The organism is Aeromonas sp. DNRA1, assembly GCF_963888745.1.
GTDB classification, from domain to species: Bacteria; Pseudomonadota; Gammaproteobacteria; order Enterobacterales; family Aeromonadaceae; genus Aeromonas; species Aeromonas hydrophila.
Genome location: NZ_CAWPKQ010000002.1, coordinates 888,184 through 894,990 on the forward strand (window position 1 = coordinate 888,184; position 6,807 = coordinate 894,990).

4 protein-coding genes are annotated in these 6,807 nt (G+C 54.2%); all 4 read left to right on the forward strand.

Going from position 1 to position 6,807, the window contains the following annotated elements:
* Positions 1 to 34 precede the first annotated feature (34 nt).
* Positions 35 to 1,363 (forward strand): TolC family outer membrane protein, encoded by a 1,329-nt coding sequence (locus AACQ43_RS10120; protein ID WP_146061230.1) that lies wholly within the window; start codon positions 35 to 37, stop codon positions 1,361 to 1,363.
* 158 nt (positions 1,364 to 1,521) lie between these two features.
* Complete coding sequence (locus AACQ43_RS10125) at positions 1,522 to 2,244, forward strand: transglutaminase-like cysteine peptidase (protein ID WP_139329108.1); 723 nt, start codon at positions 1,522 to 1,524, stop codon at positions 2,242 to 2,244.
* 3 nt (positions 2,245 to 2,247) lie between these two features.
* Positions 2,248 to 4,173, forward strand: a complete 1,926-nt coding sequence (locus tag AACQ43_RS10130; RefSeq protein ID WP_168967149.1) for an EAL domain-containing protein — start codon at positions 2,248 to 2,250, stop codon at positions 4,171 to 4,173.
* 264 nt (positions 4,174 to 4,437) lie between these two features.
* A partial coding sequence (locus tag AACQ43_RS10135) for a retention module-containing protein (protein ID WP_248280981.1) occupies positions 4,438 to 6,807 on the forward strand: 2,370 nt, incomplete at its 3' end.

Sequence of the window (6,807 nt, forward strand, 5' to 3'; positions counted from 1 at the left end):
CCAACAATCTAAAAACAACATGACTGGAGATACCATGAAGAAGACGATTGTTGCCATGTTAGTAAGTGGCGCCGTGCTGTTCCCGGGCTTTACCCAGGCCCAAACACTGGAACAGTCAGTGGCACAGTCACTGGCTACCCATCCCAAAATCAAGGAAGCTTTTGATCTCTATCAGGCGCGACTGTATCAGCATGATGGAGCCAAAGGTGGTTACTATCCCACCATCGATCTGCGTGGTGGTGTCGGCTATGAGAAGACTGACAGCCCGTCAACTCGTGCGGCCGGCGCTAATTCGACCACCATCGATGACTCCATGACCCGTAAAGAGGCCGGTATCAGCCTGCGCCAGATGCTATTTGATGGTTTCAACGTCAGCAGCAACGTGGCTCGTACCGATGCCGAAGCCAATGCTCAGCGTCTGGCCATGATCTCTGAGGCGGAAAATACCGCCCTGCGCGTGGCTGAGGTTTACCTCAACATGCTGCGTCAGCAGGAAATCCTGGAGCTGTCCAAACAGAACCTGGAAACGCACGAGCAGATCCGCAGCGACATCAGCAAGCGGACCGATTCTGGTTTGGGATCCACGGCAGACCAGACTCAAATTGATGGTCGTGTTGCCAGAGCCTACGCCAATCAGGCGGCTGCCGAAAATAACTACCGGGATGCCGAGAGCGAGTTCATCCGGGTAGTCAACGAGATGCCAAAAGATTTGGTACAGCCGGTGCCGGATGCTCAGCTCATTCCGAGCAGCCTGGATGCCGCATTGAAGACGGCGACCGAGGTGCATCCGACCTTGCTGTCATCCTTGCAGGATATCGAAGCCGCCAAATATCAGCATGAAGGCTCCAAGTCCGGTTTTTATCCCAATGTCACGTTTGAAGTGGATCAGAACTGGAACGAGGACATTGATGCAGTCAAGGGACGCAATGACGATCTGACCGCCATGGTGCGCATGCGTTACAACCTGTTCCGTGGTGGTTCCGATCTGGCGCAGAGCAAGGCGACGTCCGCTCTCTATTCCCAGGCGAAAGATATTCATATGAATGCTTTCCGTCAGGTTGAAGAGGGAACTCGCCTGGCTTGGAACGCCAAAGAGTCTTTGACCAAGCAGAAGACCTTCCTGAAAGAGCACGTGGATGCCAGCTATGACACCGTACAGGCGTACAAGAAGCAGTTCGGGTTGGGCCAGCGAACCTTGCTTGACGTACTGAACACCGAGAACGAACTGTTTGAGGCCCGTCGCAGCTACATCACGGCCGAGTATGACTCCTTGCTGGCGGATTATCGGATCCTCAATGCCACTGGCAGTTTGCTCAATGCATTTAATGTGAAGCAGCCAGCAGATTGGCAAGCTAAACAGTAATGAAGTGCGCATCAGGTTTGATGCGAGTAAAAGGGATGGCTGCAGCCGGGCTGCTGCCATCCCTTGTCTCTGACGGCCACTTCTGGCCAGCGTTGTAACAGCCAGTGGATCTTTTGAAGATGCATGTGACTGAGCAGTATCGAGCAGGCAGTGTCGGCATGGCGTCAAGTTTCGTCTTGGCTCCGTTTTTGCGCGCACGCTGGTTGCGCTGGTCACTCTGGCTGCTGCTGGTTTCTCTGCCTTTGTTGCTTTCTGCCAGCCAGCCTCTTACCCCCGAAGATCTCAAGCTGGTACAGCGTGCACAAGATACGTACGGTGTCAGGGCCGGTAAACGGGTCACGACTTGGCGTACGCTGGTTATGCAAAATCGTGCCGCCGGTCTGACTGACCGCCAGAAACTGGAGAAGGTAAACCAGTTTTTCAACCAGATGCGTTTTATCGACGACATCAAGTTGTGGCGTAAAAAAGACTATTGGGCGACCCCGTTGGAATTTTTGGGCGCGGCTGGTGGTGATTGTGAAGATTTCAGCATTTCAAAGTACTTTACTCTGTTGGAATTGGGGGTGCCGGATGAAAAAATGCGGATGGTCTATGTCAAGGCATTGGATTACAACCAGTTTCATATGGTAGTTGCTTACTATGAAACACCATCCTCAGTTCCCGTGATTTTGGATAACTTGATTGGGTCAATCCGGCCAGCCAGCCAGCGCCGGGATCTGATGCCGATATACAGCTTTAACGGTAGTCACTTGTGGTTGATGAAGGCGCGTGGTCAAGGGGAACTGGCTGGACAGTCCTCACGCCTGGGATTATGGAATGATTTACGCAATCGCATGACTTCGGGGCGATTGGCTCAGCCTGTGTTGAATTTGGATGATTAACCTATGACGCTCTACAGACAATTACTGGCAACCATGTTGATCCTGTTCGGCTTGTTGTTTGCAGCCACCTATTGGGTGCAATTCAACTCGACTCGTACCTATCTGGCGCAGCAACAGGAAACCACTGTTATCAACACCGCCACATCCCTTGGATTGGCGTTGACGCCTTATTTGGAAAATGGCGATAAGGTGGGGGCTGAATCCGTCATTCAGGCGATATTTGATGGGGGATATTATCGCTTGGTCCGTCTGGACTTGTTGGCTTCCAAAGATGTCATTGAGCAGGAAAATACCAACAATATTCAGGGAGTGCCGCAGTGGTTCATTAATTTGGGCCTGTTTCCGGAAGTCTCCAACGAATCGATACTGACCTCTGGCTGGCTGCAACTGGGCAAATTGAAGGTTGTTGGTCACCCCGGGCAAGCCTACTACGAGCTGTGGCGTGGTATGAGCGAACTGGCGAGCTGGTTTCTGATAGGCTTTCTCATCACCACCATTTTGTTGATGCGTGCGCTCAACTATTTGCTCAAGCCGCTCAAGCAGATCTGCGAACAGGCGGTGGAGATCGAGCTCCACCACTTTGGCCACGCCATTCCTGAACCCAAAACCCATGAATTGAAACAGGTGGTACAAGCCATCAATACGCTTTCCAGCAAGCTGGCCCTGCAGTTCAAGGAACAGGCTGATGAGGCTGAAAAATTGCGGGAGCGGGTTTATGTGGACGCCGTATCAGGCTTGGGCAACCGGGCTTATTTCGTGGGTCAGGTAAACGCATGGATTGCCGAGGCAGGACAAGGCGGCGTCATGCTGGTCGCTGTCGATATGCTGGATGACCTGTACCGTGAGGAGGGGTTTGCCGCTCGCGACAACATGGTCAAGTCGATAGCACAGGCTCTGAAGGAGCAGCTGAAAGGCTGGGATGGGTCGGCACTGGCGCGGATTTCGGCCACGGAATATGCCTTACTGTGTCCTACCGATGATCTGGCCCAGCTGAAAGATTTGGCGGAAGTGATCAATAGTCGCATTGCCGACCTGGTTGTGAACCCCATGGGTGAGGGTGGTGCACTCTCCGTTATCGGTATTGCAGGGCGCGATGGTAATGACGATTTGTCAGCGTTGCTGACCAAGGCCGACAACGCCTTGGGCAAAGCGCGTAATGAACGTCGTGGCGCAGTAGTCATGGAGGGTGGTGTTGATCAAGGACTGATGGGACGTCTGGCTTGGCGCGATCTGGTACAAGATGCCATCGTTCGGCATTTGTGGCGCTTCAAGGCGCAACCTGCCTGCAGATTTGATAACGGTGAGCGTTTGCATGCCGAATTGTTTGCCTCTATTTCTCGTGATGGCACAGATTATTTTGCCGGTCAATTCTTGCCGGCCATCGAACAGTTCAAATTGGGCGGCGAATTCGATCAGGCGATACTTGAAGCTTCTATTCCATTGCTCCAACAACAGGCGGATCTGGTCTTGGCGGTCAATATTACAGCTGGCTCGCTGTGTTCCGATGAGTTCAGAGCGTGGTTGACGGGCTATCTGACGGATCATGTCGAGCTGCAAGAGCGGCTGCTGTTTGAAATCCCGGAAGCTGCCATCATGAAACATAAAGATCATGTCACCGCCTTGGTGAAGGCCTTGCAAGAACATGGATTCCAGTGGGGGGTGGATCATTATGGACGTCACTTCCAGTCACTGGGATATCTGGAAGAGCTGGCTCCAGCCTATGTCAAGGTTGATCATGGCTATACCAGTCAGGTGATGGAGCCGGGGGCGGATACCTCCTTCCTGGCAGCTGTGTGCCGCGCCGCTCACAATGCCGGAGTCACAACCATTGCGACCCGGGTTGAAGATCAACATCAGGTTGAGCTGCTTGCCAAATTGCATATCGATGGTTATCAGGGTTTTGTTCATCCCGCATTCCCACTGGCTTGAACGTTATCAAATCAAAAGGGGCCCATAAGGGCCCTTTTTTATTCTAAAGATGAATATGAATAGGTATTTTTAGGGCACCGCTCTGTTTTAGATTCGTTTGAGACGCCACCAAGTGATTGATTTGACATTATAAAAAAGACCCTTCGATTTAATACATTGCATCCCCCCAGGATGGAACAAATTCAATACATTTTTGCAACGGATGCGAAGCGTACAGACATCTATGGTGTAGACATCGAGATCTGTCACGTTGGAGCAAAGGATATGCGCACTCAAATCATCGACAAAACGGTTGTGGTTTCTTCCATTGAAGGCAGTGTTCAAATTGTGCTGGCTGATGGAAGCAGTCGCCCATTGCAAAAAGGCGAGATCCTCCAGCCGGGGGCCAAGCTTAATATTGCAGATGACGCCAAACTGATTTTGGCTCCCTATGACGAATCTCCAGCCGCTACTCCAGATGCTCCCGCTCATGACGCACCAGCCCCTGGTCAACCTCAAGCCCCTGATGCGGGTACCGCAGCTTCTCCTGATATCGCTGCATTGCAAAAATCAATTCTGCAAGGGGTAGACCCGACACAAAACTTTGAAGCTTCTGCTGCCGGTGGGGCACCTGCTGCCGGTGGTGGTGGTGGGATCGGTGGTGTAGCCGGTGCCAGTGGCAATGGTGGCTTTGTCACCATTGACCGTATTGGTGATGCAACCATTGCTGCCGCAGGCTTTGACACCACATATCAGACAGAGCCGGTTGTAGATACACAACAAGTAGTAGAGCCCTTGCTGGTCAATGAACTGACGGATCAGGGCGAGCAGCTGGTTGTTGCGGAAGACGGTGTATTGAATGGCAATTTGCTGGATAACACGGTCAATACCGATGGGCCGTCAGCTGCGTCGGTTCTGCTCTTCAGCTGGGGAGGCAACGCCAATGTGGCTGTCGGAACCAGTGTGACAATCGACGGGATCGGTACGCTTGTCGTGAATGGCGATGGTAGCTTCACATTCACCCCGGCTCCCAACTACGACGGTGCTGTTCCCCCAGTCGTATACACGGTTACCGATGGCACCGATACGGTCCAATCCACCTTGGAACTCACTATCACGCCAGTCAATGATCTTGCTGATCAGGGCGAGAACGTCGTGGTGACGGAGGATGCTGCGGTATCGGGCAATTTGCTTGACAACACAGTCGATAATGATGGGCCTCAGGCTGCTACTGTCACCGGGTTTAGCTGGGGTGGGCTTGCCAACACGACTTTGGGCACCCCCGTCACTCTGGCCGGGGTTGGTACCCTGCTGGTCAATGCAGATGGCAGCTATCAGTTTACGCCAGCTACCAATTATGACGGCCCTGTCCCAGCGGTCAGTTATACCGTCACAGATGGTACAGATTCAGTACAGTCCATACTGACTATCACGATCACTCCTGTTGATGAGCCGGTTGAGCTTGCCGGTCTGCAGCTGGAGGGCGGAGAACTGACATTAAATGAAGCCTCATTGGCAGGAGGAAGTAATCCAAATGCAGCTGCTGTGACTCAGAGCGGTATTTTTACCTTCAGTGCAGCCGATGGTGTGCAGAGTCTGACGCTGGGAGGCGTCGCCTTGGTCACCAATGGGCAAGCTGTTACAGCCTTCCCGCAAACCATTATCAGTCCATTTGGTAACCAATTGATCGTTACCGGCATTAATTACAATCCCGTTACCGGCACGGGTAGCGTGAACTACAGCTACACCTTGGGGGGGAGTGAAACCCACACCCAGCCTGCCAATGACAATTCGCTTAGCGAGAGTTTCAGCGTCGTACTGGTTGATACCGATGGTGACAATACCAGCGGCAGCCTGGATGTGGTCATTCTGGATGATGTTCCCAGCGTTACCCTTACTACCAATTCTGAAGGATTGGGCTCTGTGTCCGTGGATGAAAGCCTGGTCAGCCTGGGCGGTGTTGGCGGTGACGGGGTGGCCAGTGCCACCCTGAGTGCGGCCAATGTGCAGGCCCAGTTCAACCCGGCCTTCGGGGCCGATGGGGCGGGCAGCATAGGCTACAGCCTGGCGCTGACCGGTACCAATGTGGCGAGCGGCCTGTATGCGGTCGATCCGGCTGCGGCCAACGGGCAGGGTGCCGCCATCGTGCTCAATCAGGTGGGCAACGTTATCACCGGCAGCGCCGGTGGGGTGGACTACTTCACCCTGACCATCAACCCGAGCACCGGCGAAGTGACCCTGGCCCTGCTGGACAACGTCTGGCACGGCGACACCACCAATGCGGATGACAGCGTGGCACTGACGCTGGGTCAGGGTGTGCTGACCCTGGTGCAGACCGTGACCGATGCCGACGGCGATAGCGCCAGCGCGTCTGTGGACTTGGGCGCCAACGGCGTGTTCCGCTTCGAGGATGACGGCCCGCGGGCCGGGCTGGCAGAAGAAGCCCCGCGTCTGGGTGCGACCGTGGATGAAAGCCTGGTCAGCCTGGGCGGTGTTGGCGGTGACGGGGTGGCCAGTGCCAGCCTGAGCGCGGCCAATGTACAGGCCCAGTTCGCGCCGGCCTTCGGGGCCGATGGGGCGGGCAGCATAGGCTACAGCCTGGCGCTGACCGGTACCAATGTGGCGAGCGGCCTGTATGCGGTCGATCCGGCTGCG